This is a genomic window from Streptomyces sp. NBC_01217 (genome assembly GCF_035994185.1).
GTDB lineage: Bacteria > Actinomycetota > Actinomycetes > Streptomycetales > Streptomycetaceae > Streptomyces.
The window spans coordinates 5946021-5967134 of the sequence record NZ_CP108538.1; the positions used below are offsets into that span (position 1 = coordinate 5946021).

Genomic DNA, 21114 nt, shown 5'->3' on the forward strand with positions numbered 1-21114 from the left:
AGGCTGCGTTTTACAGGCTGTCCCAGAAGGAGGTGAGCGCGGACGCCGTCTGCTCCGGACGGTCCGTGTTGGGGGAGTGCTCGGCGCCCGCGATCCGGGTGCGGCGCGCACCGAGCCGCTGGGCCATCTCGTCGAGCAGCGGCACCGGCCAGGTGTCGTCGCGCTCGCCGGAGAGCACATGGAAGGGCAGCGCGGCGGCGGCGAGTTCGGCCACCCGGTCGGGTTCGCTCACCAGCTGACGCCCGGTGGCGATCAGCTGGGCGGGCCGGTGGAGCAGCCAGCGCCGGCGCAGGGCCTCGCCGTCGGTCGCCGCGTCCTCGGGCGGGTCGAGGGCGAGCATCGCCTCCCAGACCTCGGCCATGCTCAGCGTCGCGAGCGCGTCGCTGAGCATCTTCACCTTGACCTGCTGGGCCTCGGCGACCTGGGCGGGCCCGGACGACATGAGGGTCAGCGAACGGAAGGGCGAGGCGTCGAGCAGTACGGCGGCGCGGGCGATCTGCCCGCCGAGCGAGTGCCCGAGCAGATGCACGGGCCCGTCGAGCGCCGCGGCCTGGGCGAGCACATCGCGCGCCAACTCGCCCTGTGCGTACGTCTCCTGACGGTCCGTCCCCTCGGTCTCGTACTGCCCCCGGCCGTCCACGGAGACGGTCCGGTACCCGGCGGCGCAGAGTGGTTCGAGGAGCGCGATGAAGTCCTCCTTGCTGCCTGTGTAGCCCGGTAGCAGAAGGGCGGTACCGCGCGGAGCGGTACGCGGTGAGGCATCCAGCACGGCGAAGTCCCCACGCCCGGTACGAAGCCGGTGGGCGCGGGCACAGGGGGGCGGGGTGAAGGTGGGCGGGCGGCTCATGGGACGAGGTTAATGCCGGCAAACGCCGGACGGGCCCGAGGATGACCTCGGGCCCGTCCGGCGTTTGCTTCAAGCCCCTGCGGCGATTGAGGAGCGGGGTCCGGGGCAGAGCCCCGGTTCAGTCTGCGCTCAGCCCTCGGCCTTGGCCGCGGCCGCCCGCCGCCTCCGCGGCTTCGCCGCGCCCTCGGCGACCGGCGCCTCGGCCACAGCATCGGCCTTCGGCTTGGCCGCCGCACGCGTGCGACGACGCGGCTTGCTCTCCGGGTTGGGCTCGGAGATCGGCGCGATCTGGAAGTCGACCTCGTCCGCGACCGGCTTCACGACGCGGGCACGGCGACGCGGCTTGGTCACCGTCTTCGCCTCGGGCACCGGCTCCGCGATGGGCGCGATCTGGAAGTCGACCTCGTCCGCGACCGGCTTGACGACGCGGGCGCGGCGACGGCGCGGCTTGGTCTCGGCCGCAGTCTCGTCCGCGATCTCGGTCTTCGTCGCGACAGCGGCGGCCGGGGCCTCCACCGTGCTGACAGCGGCCTCGGCCGCGATGTCCGGGGCACCGACGCGGGTACGGCGACGACGGCGCGGCGTACGCGGCTCCGACGGGGCGTCGGCGTCGGCCACCTCGATGGACGGCGCCGGCACGGCGGCGGTGGTTGCGGCGGCCTCATCGAGCGTCGAGCCGCCCCGCGTACGGCGACGCTGGCGCGGCGTGCGCGGCGCACGCTCCTCGCGTACCGCAGGCGTCGACGACGCGCTGGGCGACTTGCGGCCGCGGCCGCCCGTCTCGCCGAGGTCCTCGATCTCCTCGGCCCGCAGACCCGCACGGGTCCGCTCGGTGCGCGGCAGCACACCCTTGGTGCCGGCCGGGATGTCGAGCTGCTCGAAGAGGTGCGGCGAGGTGGAGTACGTCTCGACCGGGTCGGGGAACTTCAGGTCCAGCGCCTTGTTGATCAGCTGCCAGCGCGGGATGTCGTCCCAGTCGACCAGCGTGATCGCGATGCCCTTGGCACCCGCGCGGCCGGTCCGGCCGATGCGGTGGAGGTACGTCTTCTCGTCCTCCGGCGACTGGTAGTTGATGACGTGGGTCACACCCTCGACATCGATACCGCGGGCCGCCACGTCGGTGCAGACGAGCACGTCCACCTTGCCGTTGCGGAACGCGCGCAGTGCCTGCTCGCGCGCGCCCTGGCCGAGGTCGCCGTGGACCGCGCCGGACGCGAAGCCGCGCTTCTCCAGCTGCTCGGCGATGTCGGCGGCCGTGCGCTTCGTACGGCAGAAGATCATCGCGAGTCCGCGGCCGTTGGCCTGCAGGATGCGGGAGACCATCTCGGGCTTGTCCATCGAGTGGGCCCGGAAGACATGCTGCGAGATGTTGGCGACGGTCGCGCCCTCGTCGTCGGGCGAGGTGGCGCGGATGTGCGTCGGCTGCGACATGTAGCGCCGCGCGAGGCCGATGACGGCGCCCGGCATGGTCGCCGAGAACAGCATCGTCTGGCGCGTCGGGGGAAGCATGGTGATGATCTTCTCGACGTCGGGCAGGAAGCCCAGGTCGAGCATCTCGTCGGCCTCGTCGAGAACGAGGGCGCGGACGTGGGACAGGTCGAGCTTGCGCTGTCCGGCCAGGTCGAGCAGACGGCCCGGGGTGCCGACGATCACATCGACGCCCTTCTTGAGGGCCTCGACCTGCGGCTCGTACGCACGGCCGCCGTAGATCGCGAGAACGCGGACGTTACGCACCTTGCCCGCGGTCAGCAGGTCGTTGGTGACCTGCTGGCAGAGCTCACGCGTGGGGACGACGACCAGCGCCTGCGGCGCCTCGGTCAGCTGCTCGGGCTGGGCCCGGCCCGCCTCGACGTCCGCGGGGACGGTGACGCGCTCCAGCAGCGGAAGACCGAAACCGAGCGTCTTGCCGGTGCCGGTCTTGGCCTGTCCGATGACATCGGAGCCGGAGAGTGCGACGGGGAGCGTCATCTCCTGGATGGGAAAGGGGGACACAATGCCGACGGCCTCAAGGGCCTCGGCCGTCTCGGGAAGAATCCCGAGGTCTCGGAACGTAGTCAGGGTGCTGCCTCTTCTGTGAGACGCGGTCCGAGGCGAACGCTGGGGGTCGTACCGTGCCGGGGTTGGTCATCCGGCCGTGGATGGGCCGGGTGGCGCGGGACCACTGCCGTCGCTCGAGCGCTCGTACCGCTGAGGGGGCCCCTCATCTGCGGTCGTACGTGGCGTACGCCCCGCGTGGAGGGCTGTCGGGTCGGAGCCGATCGGGCCACCGACCGGGCATCCTCATTCGATTCACTTGAGATTTGCGCCACCGGTACTTCCAAAATACTCAGTAGGCGCAATACCACTGTACCCCGGATTCGCGCATGTGTGTTGGGCGAATTCATCGGAACGGTGTGATGTCACTGGCTGACCAGCCCCTTCCGTCCCCTGCCGGGCGGGCTATTCTGCGCTGCATGGAGACGTCTGACAACGCCAACGAAGCCCCCGCGCCCACCGGAATCGCCGCCCAGGACTGGGCCACCGCATCCGTGGAGCCGCAGTACCGGGCAGCGGTCGTGGACCTGCTGGGAGCACTCGCGTACGGGGAGCTGGCGGCCTTCGAGCGGCTCGCCGAGGACGCCAAACTCGCGCCGACGCTGTCCGACAAGGCGGAGCTGGCGAAGATGGCCGCCGCCGAATTCCATCACTTCGAGCGGCTGACGGACCGGCTGACCGCGATCGAGGTGGAGCCGACGGGCGCGATGGAACCGTTCGCCAAGGCGCTCGACGACTTCCACCGCCAGACCGCACCGTCCGACTGGCTGGAGGGCCTGGTCAAGGCGTACGTCGGCGACTCGATCGCGAGTGACTTCTACCGTGAGGTCGCCGCCCGGCTCGACTCGGACACCCGCTCCCTCGTCCTCGCCGTGCTCGACGACACGGGGCACGGCAACTTCGCCGTGGAGAAGGTGCGCGCCGCGATCGAGGCCGACCCGCGTGTCGGCGGGCGGCTCGCGCTGTGGGCCCGCCGGCTGATGGGCGAGGCGCTCTCGCAGGCCCAGCGGGTGGTGGCCGACCGCGACGCGCTGTCGACCATGCTCGTCGGGGGCGTGGCCGACGGGTTCGACCTGGCGGAGGTCGGGCGGATGTTCTCGCGGATCACCGAGGCGCACACCAAGCGGATGGCCGCGCTGGGGCTGGCCGCGTAGGACCGACCGGCAATCGCCGGTCGGTCCGGAGCCGGTTCAGGCCGCCGCTGATCGGCTCAGGCGGCGGCTGCGGACCAGCAGCGAGAGCGTCACGGCCCCGACCAGCACCGCGCCGACCAGCGTGGCCACGGCATGGCCCGGGCCCAGCACCGAGTGCATGAGGAACCCGCCGAACAGGGCTCCCAGAGCGCCGGTGCTGAAGACGGCACGGCGGGACGGGAGCCGGTGGGGCAGCGAGCGGAGCGCCACCCAGGCGAGGGCGAGTCCGAGCACGACGGAGCCGAGAGGTTCCAGGATCACAGAAGATCACCTCGCGTGTTGCGGGGCGGGTAAATCGGTCGTTAGCGGTACTACCCGAGGGTTGCGGAACGCAACCCTCCTTGGAACGGAAAGCGGCCCGGTGGGGGAATCCCACCGGGCCGCTGCCACGACCACTGCGTCGAGCGTGCTGCTTACAGCGCGCCGAACCCCACGCGGCGCGTGCTGGGCTCGCCGATCTCCACGTACGCGATCCGGTCGGCCGGCACCAGGACCTTGCGGCCCTTCTCGTCCGTGAGGCTGAGCAGCTGCGCCTTACCGGTGAGAGCCTCGGCGACCGCGCTCTCGACCTCTTCGGCGGAAAGCCCGCTCTCCAGAACGATCTCCCGGGGCGTGTGCTGCACCCCGATCTTGACCTCCACGGCTATGTCCCTCCGACGGTCAGTCCCTGCGCGGTGAACCGCGCCGTACGCAGGACACATTAGCCCGCTGAGGGGAGGCGTCAGGGGTCGGCGGGCAACGCCCGCAGCGAACACGTGCCCCGGCCGGGGCCGTGGGCCCGCGCCGGTGCCGGACGGTCAGTGCTGATCGATGCCGTGCAATGGGAAGCCCGCGATGCCGCGCCAGGCCAGCGAGGTCAGCAGCTGGACCGCCGTGTCGCGCGGAATGGCGGACCGGCTGGAGAGCCAGTAGCGGGCGACCACCTGGGAGACACCGCCCAGGCCGACCGCGAGCAGCATGGACTCGTCCTTGGACAGTCCCGTGTCACCGGCGATGACGTCGGAGATGGCCTCCGCGCACTGCAGCGAGACCCGGTCGACGCGCTCGCGCACCGCGGGCTCGTTGGTCAGGTCCGACTCGAAGACCAGCCGGAAGGCGCCGCCCTCGTCCTCGACGTACGCGAAGTACGCGTCCATCGTCGCCTCGACGCGCAGCTTGTTGTCGGTCGTCGACGCCAGCGCCGTACGGACCGCCTGGAGGAGCGACTCGCAGTGCTGGTCGAGCAGGGCCAGATAGAGCTCCAGCTTGCCCGGGAAGTGCTGGTAGAGGACCGGCTTGCTGACCCCGGCCCGCTCGGCGATGTCGTCCATCGCGGCGGAGTGGTAACCCTGCGCCACGAATACTTCCTGCGCGGCGCCCAGCAGCTGGTTGCGTCGGGCGCGGCGAGGCAGTCGAGTGCCCCGCGGGCGCGCCGCCTCGGTCTGCTCGATGGCTGTCACGCCGCCTCCCAAAATTGTGATCGGACACAGCCTTTCCGTACACGCTGCGCCGTACAGACATCGTACTTTTCGGTAACCCGGGTGCGCGCGGCGCGGACGCAGAATTTCACGGACCGGACGGCTGCGGTAGCCACAGATTCGCCGGCCGATGGGTCAAAGCAGGTCGTACTAGCGATAATCGTCCTCATCCTGTGCGACAACACGGGCCTGCTCCGCCGCATCCGCCTCATTGGCGCTGTCGCGGTCGATGTCCGTGAGCGGTTCGTCCTGCTGCTGCTGGAGATCGGTCCGCTGCTCGGCGGCGTCCGCCCGGGGCGTTTCCTGGTCGGGTTCGTCCGGCTGGACGTCCTCGAAGGTCTCCGGGTCGCTGGGGTCGACCGTCATGGTGACTCCCTTCCTTGCTTCGAGCCTAGGAGCTAGCTCTGCGAGGCGCTATGCGGTCTGTGACCGCGAACACATGAACGGCGGTGTGATCGTCTCGTAACATTGCCGCATGTCTTCGACCGAGCTCCCGGGAGTCCGCACCGCCACCGCGGTGACGGCCACGGCGCGTACCGTCCGGGTCGCGGAGGGGGAGGAGCTGTGCACCGTGGGGCTGCCCGGGCTGACGCTGACCGTCCGCTCCCGGCCGCCGGAGCGGACCGGGCTGCCGCCCGCGCTCTATGTGCACGGGCTCGGCGGCTCCTCGCAGAACTGGTCGGCGCTGATGCCGCTGCTCCAGGACCTGGTGGACGGCGAGGCGGTCGACCTGCCCGGTTTCGGCGACTCGCCGCCGCCGGACGACGGCAACTACTCGGTCACCGGGCATGCCCGTTCCGTGATCCGGTTCCTCGATGCGGAGGAGCGGGGGCCCGTTCATCTGTTCGGCAATTCACTCGGCGGGGCCGTGGCCACCCGGGTCGCAGCCGTCCGCCCCGATCTGGTGCGCACGCTGACCCTCATCTCGCCCGCGCTTCCCGAGATCCGGGTGCAGTGGCCCGCCGTGCCGACCGGACTGCTCGCCGTTCCGGGCGTCGCCTCTCTGTTCGCCCGGATGACGAGGCACCTGACGGCGGAAGAACGCACGCGCGGAGTCATGGCACTCTGTTACGGCGATCCGGCACGTGTCTCCGAATCCGGCTTCCGCGAAGCGGTGGCGGAAATGGAGCGTCGGCTGGAGCTGCCGTACTTCTGGGACGCGATGGCGCGCTCGGCTCGTGGCATCGTCGACGCGTACACGCTCGGCGGGCAGCACGGACTGTGGCGCCAGGCCGAGCGGGTGCTCGCGCCGACCCAGCTCGTGTACGGCGGACGGGACCAGCTCGTCTCGTACCGGATGGCACGCAGGGCGTCCGCGGCCTTCCGCGATTCGCGGCTGCTGACACTGCCCGAAGCGGGGCACGTGGCGATGATGGAGTACCCGGAGGCGGTCGCCCAGGCGTTCCGGGAACTGCTCGACGAACGCGGCGGGAGCTGATCCAGGGCGTGGGACGACATAGCCGAAAGGGCCCCAAGCCCAAGGGGTCCGATATGGAAGCCGCTCTCGCGGACGCGGGCAGCGGCGATCGCGGCAGCAGCCGTCCGGGGCCCGGCAACGGGCGGCGCCGGAGGCCGAACGACGCGCCGCCCGCTGCGGACGGGCACATCCCGTTCCAGTCGACCGGCCACGTACGCGGCGGCCACCCCGAACAGCGTGAACCCGGGGGCGGCTGGGGGACGGGGCCGCAGCAGGCGGTGACCCGGCGTCAGCCGCAAGGCGGTACCCGGTCGGCTCAGGGCGGTGCCCGGCCGCTGATACCGGGACCGCGGCGCGAGTTCGTCGAAGCCTTCGACATACCGCCCGCTCTCCCCGCACCTCGTCGGCCCTCCGCCCCGTCGGCCGATCCGTACGGCTCCGTCGGCGCGTGGGACGAGCAGCCGCCGCGCGGCGGCGACGAAACCCCCGCGCCCGCAAAGGACGGCAAGGGCGCCAAGGGCCGGACCTTCACCGGCATCGCCGCGGCCGCGGTGACCACCGTGCTCGCGGTGGTCGTGGCCGGGCAGGTCGCCCACGACAGCGGCCGCGGTACTAGCGCGGCGCAGCGCGCCGGCGTCGACCGGGACGGCTCCGACGGCACCTCCCGCTCGGACGACCGGCCGACCCCTCAGACGGCGCGGGTCAAGGTCCAGCCCCTCTCGTACGCCGAGAAGATGGCCAAGGCCTTTTCCCTCGCCCCCCAGCTCAAGGGTTCCGGGAAGTTCGAGGCCGTCGCGGGGTCGGCGAAGGCCCCGGGCAGGGGGCACAAGTACCGCTACCGGATCGACGTCGAGAAGGGCCTCGGACTCGACGCGGCGCTCTTCGCCCGCGCCGTCCAGGAGACGCTCAACGACGACCGCAGCTGGGCGCACGACGGAGCCATGACGTTCGAGCGGATCTCCTCGGGCGACCCCGACTTCGTGATCACCCTGGCCAGTCCCGGGACCACCGGGGAGTGGTGCCGCAAGTCCGGCCTGGACACCACCGAGGACAACGTCTCGTGCGACTCCGCGGCGACCGACCGCGTGATGATCAATGCCTACCGCTGGGCCCAGGGGTCCTCGACATTCGGCCCGGACAAGCTCTTCGCCTACCGCCAGATGCTGATCAACCATGAGGTCGGTCACCGGCTGGGGCACAACCATGTGAGTTGCCGCACGCCGGGAGCGCTCGCTCCGGTGATGCAGCAGCAGACCAAGTCCCTGGACATCGACGGGATCAAGTGCCGGCCCAACGCCTGGGTGTATCCGGGCAGTTGAACCGGATTGGGACGGTCCGGGAGGTGTGGCGAGCCGACTCACCGATCGGGCGGGATTCTGTCGTCATCCGCCGGTCGGGGCGTCTACGCCCCGAAATGCGTCCGCATGGTGAGATCGCTGTCTCATTCCGCGTTGACATCCCTCGGGCAGTGATTCATATTTCTCGGCATGTCACGCAGTCCTGTCACTTCCGAGCGCGCCGCCATAGAGCTGGCGCTCATCGGCGTGACCGGGCACAGCGTCGCCGACATCCACTGTTGCTGACGCCTGCCCGAGCGCGCGTCGGCCCGCTGTCCGAGCCCTGAACCGGGCCGGACAGCCACGCATGAGCGCCGCGCCCGGTCGCACTCCGCCCGCAGGCGCGACAGTTCGGCGTTCCGGTCACTTTTCCCATGTACCGACCGGCCATCTGCATCCGCTCTCGTTGTTGCCTGCACGGAAATTCGCTCCGTCCATTTCTTCAGGCAGTACTCCGAGAGGTCACCTTCCGATGCGTCAACCGTCCGTCATATCGCGCCGCGTGGCAGCGGCCGCAGCAGTACTCGTCGTGGCTGCGGGTGCCGCGGCCTGCGGGCCCCAGGACAGCAAGGACAGCGGCGGTGACTCCGGCGCGGCGGGTACGCCCAAGAAGGGCGGCACACTCACCGTCCTCAACAGCAACCCGCAGAGCGACTTCGACCCCGCGCGGCTCTACACCTCCGGCGGCGGCAACGTCCCCTCCCTCGTCTTTCGCACCCTCACCACCCGCAACCGGGAGAGCGGCGCGGCCGGCGCGAAGGTCGTCCCCGACCTGGCGACCGACCTGGGCACGCCCAGCAAGAACGCCACCGTGTGGACGTACACCCTCAAGGACGGCCTGAAGTACGAGGACGGCACCGCGATCACGAGCGCCGACATCAAGTACGGCATTGAGCGCTCCTTCGCCGCCGAGCTCTCCGGCGGTGCGCCCTACCTGCGTGACTGGCTGATCGGCGGCGCCGACTACCAGGGTCCGTACAAGGACAAGAAGGGCCTCGACTCGATCGAGACGCCCGACGCGAAGACGATCGTCTTCCACCTCAACAAGCCGGAGGGCGAATTCCCCTTCCTGGCCACGCAGACCCAGACGACCCCGGTGCCCAAGGCCAAGGACACCGGCACCAAGTACGAGAACCACCCCATCTCCTCGGGGCCGTACAAGGTCGTCAAGAACGAGGGCGACGGCGAGCGCCTCGTCCTGGAGCGCAATACGCACTGGTCGGCCGCCACCGACGAGGAGCGCAAGGCCTATCCCGACCGGATCGACGTACGCTCCGGACTCGACTCCGCCGTCATCAACCAGCGCCTCTCCGCGTCGCAGGGCGGGGACGCGGCCGCAGTCACCACCGACACCAACCTGGGCCCGGCCGAGCTCGCCAAGGTCAGCGGCGACAAGAAGCTCGCCGCCCGCGTCGGCACCGGCCACTTCGGCGAGACCATCTACCTCGCCTTCAACCCGAAGGTGAAGCCGTTCGACAACCCGAAGGTGCGCCAGGCGATCTCGTACGCCATCGACCGCTCCTCCGTCGTCAACGCGGCCGGCGGCTCCTCGCTCGCCGAGCCCGCCACCACCTTCCTGCCCGACCAGAAGTCGTTCGGCTACACCCCGTACGACCACTTCCCGGCCGGGAAGTCGGGCAACGCGGCCAAGGCCGAGGAACTGCTGAAGGAGGCCGGCTACCCCAAGGGGCTGACCGTCACCTTCACGCACTCCAACGAGAAGAGCGACACAGCGAGCCCGGAGCTCGCCACCGCGCTCCAGGAAGCGCTGAAGAAGGCCGGCATCACCGTCAAGCTCCAGGGCCTGGAGAGCAACGACTACTCCGAGACGGTCCACAGCGTGAAGACCGAGCCCGGCTTCTTCGCCGCCAGCTGGGGCGCCGACTGGCCGTCCGGCGGTCCGTTCTTCGCACCGATCTTCGACGGACGCCAGATCGTCAAGGCCGGATACAACTTCAACTCCGCCCAGCTGGACGACCCCGCGGTCAACAAGGAGATCGACGAGATCAACAAGCTGACCGACCTGAGCACCGCCGCGCAGCGCTGGGGCGCGCTGGACAAGAAGGTCGGTGAGCAGGCGCTGACCGTGCCGCTGTTCCACCCGGTCTACAAGCGTCTGTACGGCGAGGCCATCAAGAACGTCGTCATCAGCGACTGGACCGGTGTGCTCGACATCTCGCAGGTCGCGGTCAAGTAACCATGGCCGAAGCTCTGCTCGCCAAGGAGGCGGGGGCCGTTGCGGCCCCCGCCTCCGGGGCGCATCTGTTCTGGCGACGGCTGCGCGCCCGGCGCGCGGCCGTCGTGGCGGCCGTGGTCGTCGCCCTCCTCGTCCTGATCGCGCTCGCCGCGCCGCTGCTCGCGGGCATCGAGGGCCAGGACCCCACCACGTACCACCCGGACCTCGTCGACTCCGCCACGGGCGGGGTGCCGCTCGGCTCCTTCGGCGGGATCAGCGGCGAGCACTGGCTCGGTGTCGAACCGCTCACCGGGCGCGATCTGTTCGCCCGTGTCGTCTACGGGGCACGGGTCTCGCTCGGCGTCGCGCTGGGCGCCACTCTGGTCCAGGTGATCACCGGGGTCGGCATCGGCCTCGCCGCCGGACTGGGCAACCGCTTCGTCGACCAGGCGCTCAGCCGGGTCACCGACGTCGTGGTCGCGCTGCCCCTCATGGTGATCGCGCTCGGCGCGCTCGCCGTCGTCCCTGCGGGCTTCCCGCGCCCGGTCCTGATCGCTGTGATCATCGGCCTGGTCGGCTGGGCAGGTACGTCCAGGGTCGTGCGCGCCCAGACGCTCGCGCTGAAATCGCTCGACCACGTCGCCGCCGCACGGCTCAGCGGCTGGAACTCCTGGCAGATCGCCAGGCGCGAGCTGCTGCCCGCACTGGCCGCGCCCGTCATCACGTACGCCGTGCTGCTCTTCCCGGCCAATATCGTCATCGAAGCGGGCCTGTCCTTCCTCGGTGTCGGCATCAAGCCGCCCACTCCGTCCTGGGGACAGATGCTCAGCGATGCCGACACCTGGTACCAGGCGGCGCCCACCTATCTGCTGATTCCCGCTCTCCTGCTCTTCGTCACGGTGCTGGCGCTGACCGTCCTCGGCGAGGGAGTACGCACCGCACTCGACCCGCGCGCCGAATCCCGGCTGCGGATCGGCACCGGACGCAAGAGCGCCGGCGGCGGACGCAGGAGCATCGGCACCCGACGCAAGAAGGAGGCCGCCTCGTGAAGTGGTTCCTGCTCAGGCGCCTCGGCGGGGCGCTCTTCGTGCTGCTCGCGCTCAGCCTCGTCGTCTACGCGGCCTTCTACGTCGCCCCCGGCAACGTCGCACAGATCGCCTGCGGCCCGCGCTGCTCGCCCGCACAGGTGGCACAGGTCAGCGAACAGCTGCACCTGGGCGACCCGTTGTACCTGCAGTACGCGCACTTCCTCCAGGCGCTCTTCGTCGGGCGCGACTACTCGACCGGCACCGGCGTACTGCACTGCCAGGCCCCCTGCCTGGGGCTCTCGTACCAGAGTGACCAGCAGGTCACCGAGCTGATCATGGCCAAGCTCCCGGCCACCGCCTCGCTCGCCGTCGGCGGCTTCGCCCTGTCGATCCTGCTCGGCGTCGGCACGGGGCTGCTCTCGGTGTGGCGGCGCGGCCGGCCGACCGAGCGCATCCTCACCGCGGTCACCCTGGCCGGCGTGGCCACGCCGGTCTTCGTCAGCGGTCTGCTGCTGATCATCATCCTGGTCACGGCGCTCCAGATCCTGCCGTTCCCGGACTATGTGCCACTGACCGACGACCCGGAGCAGTGGGCCTGGAACCTGCTGCTGCCCTGGGTCACGCTGGCGCTGGTGTCCTCGGCCACGTACGCCCGGATGACCCGGTCCTCGATGCTGGAGACCCTGGCCGAGGACCATGTGCGCACCTTCAGGGCGTACGGGGTCGGTGAACGGGCGCTCGTGGGGCGGCACGCGCTGCGCGGTGCGCTGGCGCCGGTGATCGCGCTCGGCGCACTGGACATCGGCTCGATGTTCGGCGGTGCCGTGCTCACCGAATCGCTCTTCGGGATTCCGGGGGTCGGCCGCGAACTCGTCGACGCCGTGAAGAACGTGGACCTTCCGGTGGTCGTCGGTCTGGTGCTCGTCACCGGATTCTTCGTCGTCCTTGCCAATGCCGTCGCGGACATTCTCCAGGCGATGGCCGACCGACGGGTGGTGCTGGCATGAGCCTGGTCGAAGTCTCCGATCTCTCGATCGCGTTCGGCGATGTACGGGCGGTGCGGCAGCTGTCGTTCTCGCTGGAGGCCGGCGGCGCACTCGGCGTCGTCGGTGAGTCCGGCTCCGGCAAGAGCGCGTCGGCGTACGCCCTGCTCGGACTGCACCGGGGGACCGGGGCCGAGGTCGGCGGCTCGATCAGGGTCGCGGGGGTCGACGTGAACGCGGCGGACGACGCGGAGCTGCGGTCCCTGCGGGGCGCGAAGGCCGCGATGGTCTTCCAGGACCCGCTGTCCTCGCTGGACCCGTACTACGCGGTGGGCGACCAGATCGCCCAGGTGTACCGGGTCCACAACCGGGTCTCCCGGCGGGCGGCGCGGGCCCGGGCCGTCGAGGTGCTGGACCGGGTCGGGATTCCCGACGCGGTACGGCGCTCCCGGTCGCGGCCGCACGAGTTCTCCGGCGGGATGCGGCAGCGGGCGCTGATCGCGATGGCCCTGGCCTGCGAGCCCCAGCTGCTGATCGCCGACGAGCCGACCACCGCCCTGGACGTCACCGTCCAGGCCCAGATCCTGGACCTGCTGCACAGTCTGCGGCGCGAGACGGGCATGGGTCTGCTGCTGGTCACGCACGACGTGGGCGTGGCGGCCGAATCGGTCGACGAGGTGCTGGTCATGCAGGCGGGGCGGGCGGTGGAACGGGGGCCGGTGGGCGAGCTGCTCGTGGCGCCGCGCGAGCCGTACACCCAGGCGCTGCTGGCGGCGGTGCCACGCATTTCGGCCGGTACGGCGGCCCCGGACCGGGATCCGGGGCGGAGCCGCGGTGCCGAAGGCGAAACGCCTCTCGACGGCGAGCCGCTGGTCGAAGCCGTCGATGTCCGGCAGGTGTTCGGCCGCGGCAAGTCCGCCCTCGCCGCAGTCGACGGCGTCTCCCTCACCGTCCGCCGCGGCGAGACCCTCGGCATCGTCGGCGAGAGCGGCAGTGGCAAGACCACCCTCGGGCGGATGCTCGTCGGACTGCTGGAGCCCACCTCCGGGCAGCTCACCCGCCGGGCCCGGGTGCAGATGGTCTTCCAGGACCCCGTCTCCTCCCTCAACCCGCGCCGCTCGATCGGCGAATCGGTCGCCGACCCGCTGCGGGCGTCCGGGGAGCGCGACGAGAGTGTGATCCGGGCACGGGTACGGGATCTGCTCAAGCGGGTCGGACTCGACCCCGAGCAGTACGACCGCTACCCGCACGAGTTCAGCGGCGGACAGCGCCAGCGCGTCGGGATCGCACGGGCACTGGCCGCCGAGCCGGAACTGATCGTCTGCGACGAGGCCGTCTCCGCGCTCGATGTGACGACCCAGGCCCAGGTGACCGCGCTGCTGGCGCAGTTGCAGCGGGAGCTGGGGCTGGCCCTGGTCTTCATCGCGCACGACCTCGCCGTCGTACGGCAGGTCAGCGACCGGGTCGCCGTCATGCGACAGGGCCGGATCGTCGAGGAGGGCGAGGTGGACCGGGTGTACGAAGACCCCCGCGACCCGTACACCAAGCAGCTCCTGGCGGCCGTTCCCGCGCTTGATCCGGCGCTCGCGGCGGTGCGCCGCGCGGCCCGCAAGGAGCTGGCCGCTGCCTGACCCTGCGTAACCGGGCCTTCCCTTAGCGCGACAGAACGCGATCGGGACGGGAAAGTTACGACGGTTCACCCCTTTCGGTGGTGCGACGGACAACCGTCCGTCGCACCACCGGCGTATCCGCTTACGGTCGTCCCGCTGTGAGTCGTCGTTCCAACGGCGGCCGCCCACAAGGGAGATCGGGGGTGCACTCGTGCGGATCGGACTCCTCACCGACGGTGGTTATCCGTATGCGACCGGTGAGTCCAGACTCTGGTGCGACCGTCTGGTGCGCGGACTCGCGCAGCACGAGTTCGATCTCTTCGCGCTCAGCCGCTCCGCCGAACAGGAGGCGCAGGGCTGGGTCCAGCTCCCGGAGCAGGTCAGCCGGGTGCGGACGGCGCCGCTGTGGACGGCCGACGAGGACGTCCTGGGCACCCACGCCCCCAAGGGGCTGCTGGCCAGGATGGTGACGGGCGGGGGCGGGCGCTCCTACGGACGGCGCGAACGGCAGCGCTTCGCGGCGCACTTCACGGCTCTGGCGACCTCGGTCTGCGCAGGGGGCCCGGCGAGCGGCGAGGACGACACCGCGGGGGCGGGTGAGAGCGCGGTCGGGGGCGCGAGTGGGGGCGCGGGCTTCGGCGGCCGGAGCGAAGAGGGGCGTACGGGCAGTTCAGCCGCCGGTGTCGCGGACGCGCAGTTCACGGAGGGCCTGTACGGACTCGCCGAACTGGCCCGCGAACACGGGGGGCTTCCCGCGGCGCTCCGCTCCGAAACCGCCGTACGCGTACTCGAAGCCGCCTGCCGTGCCCCGGGCACCGGGCGTACGGTCCAGAGCGCCACCGTCCCCGACTTCCTGGCCTTCGCCCGGGAGCTCGACCGGGTGCTGCGCCCGCTCTCCCTCGACTGGTACGACGAGGAGAGCCTCGGCGCGGTCGACCTCTGCCACGCCACGTCCGGCGGGGCCGCGGCCTTGCCGGGACTGCTGGCCAAACGCTTCTTCGGGGTGCCGCTGCTGGTCACCGAGCACGGTGTGCAGCTGCGGGCGCACTACCTCTCCGCGACCGGCACCCCCCTGAGTGCGCCGGTACGCGCCCTGCTCGCCAACTTCCACGGCCGGCTCGCCACCGAGGTGTACCGGCAGGCCGCGCTCATCACCCCCGGCAACACCCACGCCCGCCGCTGGCAGGAACGGTGCGGCGCCGAACGCGAGAAGCTGCGCACCGTCCACCCCGGCATGGAGTCCGGCCGGTTCACGGCGCTGGGGGAGAGCGGCGACAGCGGTCCCGACGACACGCTGGTCTGGGTCGGCCGGATCGAGCCCGCCAAGGACCTGATCGCACTGCTGCACGCCTTCGCCGAGGTGCGGAAGGCCGAACCGGACACCCGGCTGCGGATCATCGGCGCTCCGGCACAGGGCCCGGAGGGCGCCACCTATCTCGCCCACTGCCGGGCGCTCGCCGCCCAGCTGTTCCCCGACGAGGCCACGGACGCACACGCCGTCGGCGACAACCCGGTCTCCTTCGAGGACATCGGCGGGGCCGAGGTGCCGGATCTGTCGGAGGCCTATGCGGCGGGCGGGGTCGTCGTCCTGTCCAGCGTGGTCGAGGGCTTCCCCATCAGCCTGGTCGAGGCGATGTTCTGCGGCCGGGCCACGGTGTCGACGGATGTCGGCGCGGTGGTCGAAGTCATCGGCGGTACCGGACTCGTGGTGCCCCCGCGCAATCCCCGGGCGCTCGCAGATGCCTGCCTGGCGCTGCTGCGCGACCCCGAGCGCCGCGCACGGCTCGGAGCGGCGGCGCGCGCCCGCGCGCTCGAACTCTTCACCGTCGAACAGAACCTCGCGGCATTTCGCGGCATCTACCTGGAACTGATCTCGCACGCCCCGGTGCGCAGGGAGGCCGACGAGGTGAACGCCGACGGCGGACCGCGCCCGTTCGCCACCCCGCCCGAGGCGCATGTTTTGGGCCCGTGGACGGCCTCGGACCCCGCCCGGCCGGGCGCGCCCGGCCGCACACCCAGCTGGGCCGCCGGGTCGCGGCCCGTCTGCGCGGGAGCGCGGGGAGCGGGTGGCGGCGATGTGTGAACAGGAACGCGGGACGGCCGGGCCGGGCCGCGGCGGCGGGCGCGGACGGTCCGACGCAGTCGGCGACGATCACGGAGGAATCAGCATGGCCCGCCCGACCGAGGTGTCCGACGCCCCCGCCACACCGCCCCCCGGCGGAAGCTGGGACCACCGCTCCCGGGCCCTGGTCTCCGAGACGCCGGCCGCGGAGATGTCGCAGCCGATCTGGGGCGTCCCGGACGAGGCGCCCCGGGACGGGGCTGCCAGGAACGAGGTTGTCCGGAACGAGGTTGTCCGGGACGAGGCCTCTCGCAACGAGGGCTCCCGGAACGAGACTTCTCGGGCCGTCGAGGCCGGTGACGTAAAGGCGACCGGGACCGCTCCCGACGCCGATCCCGATCCCGCACCGAAGACCACCACCGAGAAGGCCACTGCAGGACAGGCCGCGGCAACCCCCACCGTGGAGAGCGCCGCCGCAGCGCAGCCCGCCGCAGAGAGTGCCGTCGCCGAACGGGCCGCCGCGGCCCGGGAGGTGAACCCTCGTGCTCCCGAGATCGCGCGGGCCGCCCCCGTGCGCAGGCTCGGCGCCTCGCGTCGTGGGCCCGCCGATCCTGTGAAGTCGCTGATGCACCGGCACCGCGAGCTGTGCGAACGGGCCGTCGATCCGCTGGAGATCGCCGCCGGGCTCGAAGCCCACGGCGTCACCGACCGCGCCGCCGCACGCTACCGGCACCGGGATGTCTTCTCGCTCGCCGAGGAGCTCTTCGCCCGGGTACCCGGCGTGGCGGGGGAGCCCGCAACAGCGCTCCGTGCGCCGGAGCGTGACACCGAGACGCGCGCCGCATGGTCGCTCCGCGCCCTTGTGCCGGGCGCCGCCTGCATCGCGACCGCCGGGGCTCTGAGGCTCACCGAGGGGGTGCTCGGCGGCCAGGGACGGCTTGCGATCGCCCTCGCCGGAGCGTTCGTCGCGCTCATCGGACTCACCCTCAGCCTGCGCAGCGGCCCCCTGCACGCCGAGGGCCGCTCCGTGGGCACGGCCCATGTGTACGGCTGCTGGCTCCTCGGCTATGTCCTGTACGGCGACGCGCTGCTCGACCAGGTGCTCAGCGGCGGCCCCGAAGGCCCCTGGACGCTCACCCCCGCCCCGCTGCTCGGGCTGGCCCTCTCCGTCGCCCCGGCAGCCTGGTGCGCCCACCTCTTCTCCGTACACGCCCACCGCAAACTCATCGGCAGCCGTGCACTGGAGGAGTTCGCCGCGGGCGTGCGCCCCCTGCTCTTCGGGGCCGTCGCACTCCATCTGTGCGTCCTCGCCGCGCTGCTGTACATCGCGCAGCTGGGATACGGGGGCGGCGGCCCCTTCGTCGGGGCGGCGGCGCTCGGTGTGCTGCTCCTGCTGGCCCGGCTGCTGACCGTGCACGGCTTCCCCGAGCCCGCGGCCGCCGGACTCGCCGCCGCCTGCGCCCTCGAAGCGCTGGCACCCGCCCTGGTCCTGGCCGGGCGGCTGCCCGGTCTGCACTTCCTCGCCCGCCCCGTCGACGTCCTCGTCGCGGCGGCCGGCACCGGAGCCGTATCCGCCGTCGCCTGCGGCGCAGCCGCGCTCGGGCTGCTGACCACCGCCACCGTCGCCCTCTCCCGGGCATCCGCCCACACCACACCCGGCGACGAAACCCGCTCCACCGCGTAACCCGCGCGACCGAAGCCGCACCATCGCGGCCCGCACATACGAACCACCCGCACACCCCCGCGGAGCCGACGCCGCGGGTCCTCGCCCCGTACCGCACCACACTTCCTCAAGGAGACACCGGACATGACCCCCCAATCCCCCGCACCGGCAGCCCGCCGTCGGCACCGAGGGGGCGCGCGATGAGGGTGCTGCTGCTCGGAGCCAACGGATTCCTCGGCCGGTTCGTGGCCGACCGTCTGCTCGCCGACCCGGCCGTGCACCTCACCGCCCTCGGCCGCGGCGACGACGCCGACGTACGGTTCGACCTCGCCGGGGGCAGCCCCGGCGCGCTCACCCGCTTCCTGGACGCCGTCCACCCCGGAGTCGTCGTCAACTGCGCGGGCGCCACCCGCGGCGGGGCCCGCGACCTGACCCGCCACAACACCGTCGCCGTCGCCACCGTCTGCGAGGCGATGCGGCGCAGCGGCTGTACGGCCCGGCTCGTCCAGGTCGGCTGTTCGTCCGAGTACGGGCCCTCGCAGCCCGGCTCCTCGACCGCGGAGGACGCGATCCCGCGCCCCGGCGGCCCGTACGGCGTCAGCAAGCTCGCCGCCACCGAACTCGTCCTCGGCTCCGGCCTCGACGCGGTCGTGCTGCGGGTCTTCTCCCCGGTCGGCCCCGGCACCCCGGCCGGTTCCCCGCTCGGCAGGCTCGCCGAGGCGATGCGCCGGGCCATGCAGTCCGGCGACGGCGAGCTGAAGCTCAGCGGCCTCGGCGTCCAGCGTGACTTCGTCGACGTACGCGATGTCGCGCGCGCCGTGCACGCCGCCTCGCTCTCCGCCGCGCAGGGCGTCGTCAACATCGGGACCGGTCGCGCCGTGCGGCTCCGGGACGCGGCCGCCGTCCTCGCCAGGGTCGCCGGATACGCGGGCGCACTCCACGAACTCGACGCGCCCCCGCCCCGGCTGCCCATCGGCGCCCCGCGCGCCTCCACCGAGTCGGTCATCGAGCACCTCTCGGCGACCCCGTCCCCCTACCCGGACGGCTGCGGCGCCTGGCAGCAGGCCGATGTCCGCACGGCGCGGGACCGGCTCGGCTGGCGCCCCCGGATCAATCTGGAGGAGTCCCTGGCCGACATCTGGATGGAGGCGGCGTGCCGTATCTGATCCCCACCGACACCGCCCTGCGGACCAGCGGTGCCGAGCAGCTCGGCTTCGGCGTCCCCGGATACGCGCATCCGCTGCTCGCCCCCACCGAGTGGGCCGAACTCACCCGCCCCGGCACCCCGCTGCACTGGGCGGTCCTCAACATCGACGACGGCCCCGGCGCCCGCCCCGACCCGCACTGTCTGGAGGCCGCGGGCCGGCTCCGCAACGCCCGCGAGCGTGCCATGCGCGACCGGGCCCCGCAGCCGGCCACCCACGCGACGGGCGGCCGGCTGCTCGGCCACCTCGATCTGGCCTTCGGCAGCCGCCCCTTCGGCGAGCTGATCGCCGACGCGCAGTCCTTCCTGGACTGGTACCGCGTCGACGGCTTCTATCTCGGCCGGTGCCCGGCCGGGCGCGCCGACCTCCCGGCGGTCCGCCGTCTCACCGGCACACTCGCCACGCTGCTCGACGAAAGCGACGGCGAAGGCGGCAGCGAAGGCGGCAGCGACAGCGATCACGCGGAGGAGCGCGGGCTGCTGGTGCTGGGGCTGGGCACCCATCCGCATCCGGGCTATGCCGAGGTCGCCGACCAACTGGTCACCTTCCGCGGACCGTGGACCGACTACCGCTGGTCGCAGGTGGCGGAGTGGACCGCCGCCTATCCGCCGGAGCGGTTCGCGCACTTCGTCCACGGCGTCCCGCGCAGCCATCTCGAAGAAGCCATGCGCATCGCCCGCTGGCAGGGCGCGGGCACCATCTTCTTCACGGACCGGGACGGCCGGAACGGACAAACTGACCCATTCGCGGCGCTGCCCAGGTACTGGGACGAAATCGTCTCGCGGATCGGACCCGGTATCTCGGAATGACAGGGGGCGTGGCAGTGTTACGGGGAGAACAACCGTACGTAGCTGAAGTACGTAAAAACCGACCACCTGCATTGTTGAGGTTCCTGTGTCGCTGCCACCCCTGGTCGAGCCAGCTGCTGAGCTCACCGTCGACGAGGTCCGCAGGTACTCCCGCCACCTGATCATCCCGGATGTCGGGATGGACGGGCAGAAGCGGCTGAAGAACGCGAAGGTGCTCTGTGTCGGCGCCGGCGGTCTCGGTTCGCCGGCCCTGATGTACCTCGCCGCGGCCGGCGTCGGCACGCTCGGCATCGTGGAGTTCGACGAGGTCGACGAGTCGAACCTGCAGCGCCAGATCATCCACAGCCAGGCCGACATCGGCCGGTCCAAGGCGGAGTCCGCCAGGGACTCGGTGCTGGGCATCAACCCGTACGTGAACGTGGTCCTTCACGAGGAGCGGCTCGAAGCCGACAACGTGATGGACATCTTCGCCCAGTACGACCTGATCGTGGACGGCACGGACAACTTCGCCACCCGCTATCTGGTCAACGACGCGGCCGTACTGCTGAACAAGCCGTACATCTGGGGCTCGATCTACCGGTTCGACGGCCAGGCGTCCGTCTTCTGGTCCGAGCACGGCCCCTGCTACCGCTGCCTCTACCCGGAGCCGCCCCCGCCGGGCATGGTCCCCTCCTGCGCCGAGGGCGGCGTGCTCGGGGTGCTCTGCGCCTCGGTCGGTTCCATCCAGGTCACCGAGGCCATCAAGCTGCTCGCCGGAATCGGCGACCCGCTGGTCGGCCGGCTGATGATCTACGACGCCCTGGAGATGCAGTACCGCCAGGTCAAGGTCCGCAAGGACCCCGACTGCGCGGTCTGCGGCGAGAACCCGACCGTCACCGAACTCATCGACTACGAGGCCTTCTGCGGCGTCGTGTCCGAGGAGGCCCAGGAGGCGGCGCTCGGCTCCACGATCACTCCCAAGCAGCTCAAGGAGTGGATCGACGCGGACGAGAAGATCGAGATCATCGACGTCCGTGAGCCGAACGAGTACGAGATCGTCTCGATCCCCGGCGCCAAGCTGATCCCGAAGAACGAGTTCCTGATGGGCAACGCCCTCCAGGGCCTCCCGCAGGACAAGCGCATCGTCCTGCACTGCAAGACCGGTGTCCGCAGCGCCGAGGTCCTCGCGGTCATCAAGTCGGCGGGCTTCGCCGACGCGGTGCACGTGGGCGGCGGCGTGATCGGCTGGGTCAACCAGATCGAGCCCGAGAAGCCGGTGTACTAAACGCTCGGTTCAGCATGGAGAAGGGGCCG

General features: G+C 71.5%; 19 protein-coding genes. 13 read left to right on the forward strand and 6 right to left on the reverse strand.

The window, feature by feature from the left end; genetic code table 11:
* Positions 1–10: 10 nt before the first annotated feature.
* Both OG507_RS26740 and OG507_RS26745 read right to left on the reverse strand, forming a co-directional pair.
* Complete coding sequence (locus OG507_RS26740) at positions 11–847, reverse strand: alpha/beta fold hydrolase (protein WP_327369715.1); 837 nt, start codon at positions 845–847, stop codon at positions 11–13.
* Positions 848–976: 129 nt separating this feature from the next.
* Positions 977–2815 carry a DEAD/DEAH box helicase gene (locus OG507_RS26745; RefSeq protein WP_327369716.1) on the reverse strand — a complete coding sequence of 613 codons (1839 nt, stop codon included), beginning with the start codon at positions 2813–2815 and terminating at the stop codon, positions 977–979.
* Positions 2816–3300: 485 nt separating this feature from the next.
* On the opposite strand from OG507_RS26745, the gene OG507_RS26750 reads away from it, so the two are divergent.
* Positions 3301–4035 carry a ferritin-like fold-containing protein gene (locus OG507_RS26750; protein ID WP_327369717.1) on the forward strand — a complete coding sequence of 245 codons (735 nt, stop codon included), beginning with the start codon at positions 3301–3303 and terminating at the stop codon, positions 4033–4035.
* A gap of 36 nt (positions 4036–4071) precedes the next feature.
* Here the strand turns inward: OG507_RS26750 and OG507_RS26755 are convergent, their stop codons facing one another.
* The 4 genes from OG507_RS26755 to OG507_RS26770 all read right to left on the reverse strand — a co-directional run bounded on the left by OG507_RS26755 (position 4072) and on the right by OG507_RS26770 (position 5897).
* Positions 4072–4335, reverse strand: coding sequence for a hypothetical protein (locus OG507_RS26755; protein WP_327369718.1), 264 nt, complete (start codon positions 4333–4335; stop codon positions 4072–4074).
* Between the two features lie 152 nt (positions 4336–4487).
* Positions 4488–4715: a DUF3107 domain-containing protein gene (locus OG507_RS26760; RefSeq protein ID WP_164495152.1), complete on the reverse strand. Its 228-nt coding sequence runs from the start codon at positions 4713–4715 to the stop codon at positions 4488–4490.
* 156 nt (positions 4716–4871) lie between these two features.
* Positions 4872–5513, reverse strand: coding sequence for a TetR/AcrR family transcriptional regulator (locus tag OG507_RS26765; RefSeq protein ID WP_327369719.1), 642 nt, complete (start codon positions 5511–5513; stop codon positions 4872–4874).
* A 168-nt stretch (positions 5514–5681) separates the two neighbouring features.
* Positions 5682–5897: a hypothetical protein gene (locus OG507_RS26770; protein WP_327369720.1), complete on the reverse strand. Its 216-nt coding sequence runs from the start codon at positions 5895–5897 to the stop codon at positions 5682–5684.
* Between the two features lie 109 nt (positions 5898–6006).
* Between OG507_RS26770 and OG507_RS26775 the strand changes: the two genes are divergently transcribed.
* From OG507_RS26775 to moeZ, 12 genes are all read left to right on the forward strand, one after another.
* A complete protein-coding gene (locus tag OG507_RS26775) occupies positions 6007–6969 on the forward strand; it encodes an alpha/beta hydrolase (RefSeq protein WP_327369721.1) in 963 nt (320 codons plus the stop codon).
* Positions 6970–6977: 8 nt separating this feature from the next.
* Positions 6978–8267 (forward strand): DUF3152 domain-containing protein, encoded by a 1290-nt coding sequence (locus OG507_RS26780; RefSeq protein ID WP_442811018.1) that lies wholly within the window; start codon positions 6978–6980, stop codon positions 8265–8267.
* A 168-nt stretch (positions 8268–8435) separates the two neighbouring features.
* Positions 8436–8531: an Ms4533A family Cys-rich leader peptide gene (locus tag OG507_RS26785; RefSeq protein ID WP_327273062.1), complete on the forward strand. Its 96-nt coding sequence runs from the start codon at positions 8436–8438 to the stop codon at positions 8529–8531.
* Positions 8532–8757: 226 nt separating this feature from the next.
* Positions 8758–10482, forward strand: a complete 1725-nt coding sequence (locus tag OG507_RS26790) for an ABC transporter substrate-binding protein (protein ID WP_327369723.1) — start codon at positions 8758–8760, stop codon at positions 10480–10482.
* Between the two features lie 2 nt (positions 10483–10484).
* A complete protein-coding gene (locus OG507_RS26795) occupies positions 10485–11510 on the forward strand; it encodes an ABC transporter permease (RefSeq protein ID WP_327369724.1) in 1026 nt (341 codons plus the stop codon).
* On the forward strand, positions 11507–12496 hold the full coding sequence (locus OG507_RS26800; RefSeq protein ID WP_327369725.1) for an ABC transporter permease: 990 nt from the start codon (positions 11507–11509) through the stop codon (positions 12494–12496). Before OG507_RS26795 ends, OG507_RS26800 begins: the two co-directional genes overlap by 4 nt.
* Complete coding sequence (locus OG507_RS26805) at positions 12493–14103, forward strand: ABC transporter ATP-binding protein (RefSeq protein WP_327369726.1); 1611 nt, start codon at positions 12493–12495, stop codon at positions 14101–14103. Before OG507_RS26800 ends, OG507_RS26805 begins: the two co-directional genes overlap by 4 nt.
* A gap of 190 nt (positions 14104–14293) precedes the next feature.
* Complete coding sequence (locus OG507_RS26810; protein WP_327369727.1) at positions 14294–16165, forward strand: DUF3492 domain-containing protein; 1872 nt, start codon at positions 14294–14296, stop codon at positions 16163–16165.
* 604 nt (positions 16166–16769) lie between these two features.
* Positions 16770–17828, forward strand: a complete 1059-nt coding sequence (locus OG507_RS26815; RefSeq protein ID WP_327372100.1) for a hypothetical protein — start codon at positions 16770–16772, stop codon at positions 17826–17828.
* Positions 17829–18007: 179 nt separating this feature from the next.
* Entirely contained in the window at positions 18008–18973 is a 966-nt protein-coding gene (locus OG507_RS26820) for an NAD-dependent epimerase/dehydratase family protein (RefSeq protein ID WP_327369728.1), read from the forward strand.
* A complete protein-coding gene (locus OG507_RS26825; protein WP_327369729.1) occupies positions 18961–19821 on the forward strand; it encodes a spherulation-specific family 4 protein in 861 nt (286 codons plus the stop codon). Before OG507_RS26820 ends, OG507_RS26825 begins: the two co-directional genes overlap by 13 nt.
* A gap of 85 nt (positions 19822–19906) precedes the next feature.
* Positions 19907–21085: an adenylyltransferase/sulfurtransferase MoeZ gene (moeZ, locus tag OG507_RS26830; RefSeq protein ID WP_327369730.1), complete on the forward strand. Its 1179-nt coding sequence runs from the start codon at positions 19907–19909 to the stop codon at positions 21083–21085.
* Positions 21086–21114 lie beyond the last annotated feature (29 nt).

Coding starts and splice junctions, on each gene's coding strand:
- OG507_RS26740 (WP_327369715.1), bottom strand. CDS start 847: ATGAGCCGCCCGCCCACCTTCACCCCGCCCCCCTGTGCCCGCGCCCAC.
- OG507_RS26745 (WP_327369716.1), bottom strand. CDS start 2,815: ATGACGCTCCCCGTCGCACTCTCCGGCTCCGATGTCATCGGACAGGCC.
- OG507_RS26750 (WP_327369717.1), top strand. CDS start 3,301: ATGGAGACGTCTGACAACGCCAACGAAGCCCCCGCGCCCACCGGAATC.
- OG507_RS26770 (WP_327369720.1), bottom strand. CDS start 5,897: ATGACGGTCGACCCCAGCGACCCGGAGACCTTCGAGGACGTCCAGCCG.
- OG507_RS26775 (WP_327369721.1), top strand. CDS start 6,007: ATGTCTTCGACCGAGCTCCCGGGAGTCCGCACCGCCACCGCGGTGACG.
- OG507_RS26785 (WP_327273062.1), top strand. CDS start 8,436: ATGTCACGCAGTCCTGTCACTTCCGAGCGCGCCGCCATAGAGCTGGCG.
- OG507_RS26790 (WP_327369723.1), top strand. CDS start 8,758: ATGCGTCAACCGTCCGTCATATCGCGCCGCGTGGCAGCGGCCGCAGCA.
- OG507_RS26795 (WP_327369724.1), top strand. CDS start 10,485: ATGGCCGAAGCTCTGCTCGCCAAGGAGGCGGGGGCCGTTGCGGCCCCC.
- OG507_RS26805 (WP_327369726.1), top strand. CDS start 12,493: ATGAGCCTGGTCGAAGTCTCCGATCTCTCGATCGCGTTCGGCGATGTA.
- OG507_RS26815 (WP_327372100.1), top strand. CDS start 16,770: ATGCACCGGCACCGCGAGCTGTGCGAACGGGCCGTCGATCCGCTGGAG.
- OG507_RS26820 (WP_327369728.1), top strand. CDS start 18,008: ATGAGGGTGCTGCTGCTCGGAGCCAACGGATTCCTCGGCCGGTTCGTG.